At 72.4% G+C, this 804-nt stretch carries 1 protein-coding gene and 1 pseudogene; both read right to left on the bottom strand.

What is annotated here, in order from left to right; all coding sequences use genetic code 11:
• Nucleotides 1-210 (bottom strand): annotated as a pseudogene (locus NP4_RS39475) (MinD/ParA family ATP-binding protein); the annotation flags it as partial.
• A 13-nt stretch (nt 211-223) separates the two neighbouring features.
• The coding region (locus NP4_RS41945) for a DUF8176 domain-containing protein (RefSeq protein ID WP_507762160.1) at nt 224-804 on the bottom strand (581 nt) is incomplete at its 5' end.

Raw genomic sequence — 804 nt, 5'->3', positions numbered from 1 at the left:
GCCGAGCTCACCGGCGAGGCCGAGCGCGGTCGTGGTGGTGCCGGCGCCGCCGCAGCCGCCGACCACGAGGATCGGGCGGGTGAACGAACCACCCTCGGAATCCTCGCCCCGGCCCTTGCGTAACCGCACCACCGGAGCCTTCGCGCGCGCACCCGCGGGGTCGCCCGCCTCGGGCGCCTCGTCGAGCCATCGGCTCCAGTCCTGTCCCATCTCAGCTCTCCTCTTAACCGGCCGCGATACTCGTGATCAGCGTGCGGCCGTCGGCCACCGCGGTGGTGACCGTCTGCTTGTCGTAGGTCGTCGGAACGCCGCCGGGACGCCGCTCGGTGACCTCCACGGAATATTTGCCCTCCATCTGGGTCACCACCCGCACGCAGTAATCGGTGCCGGGCGGGACGGAATCGATACCGCGCTGGATCAGCGCGGGCGGCGCGACCGCGGCGCCCGGGGCCACGACCTGCCAGGCCCGCTCGCCGGAACGCTCCACGTAATACGAATGCTGGAACCACATGATCGCCGCGGGCCCGGAGTCGGTGCCGCCCGGCTCCGCGCCGCGCAGCACGCCCTCGGACTGTTCGGTCGGACAGCCGCCCCGCTGACTGGTGACCGCCGACAGCTGCATCGTCAACGCGGGCCCCGCCGCGCCCTGCCGCTTGGCGTCGCCGCCGTGCAGCAAATAGAAGGCGAATACGCCTGCGGCGGCCAGCAATAGCACCGCTATCGCCAGTACGAGTACGATCCGCAGCTTGCTCGGGCGCGCGCGCAGGCTGCTCGGAGACGCGGCCGCCGCGCCCGGACCGTCGC

The sequence above is a fragment of the Nocardia pseudobrasiliensis NBRC 108224 genome, from assembly GCF_001613105.1.
Lineage (GTDB): Bacteria > Actinomycetota > Actinomycetes > Mycobacteriales > Mycobacteriaceae > Nocardia > Nocardia pseudobrasiliensis.
This window is presented reverse-complemented; position numbering and strand designations above follow the sequence as displayed.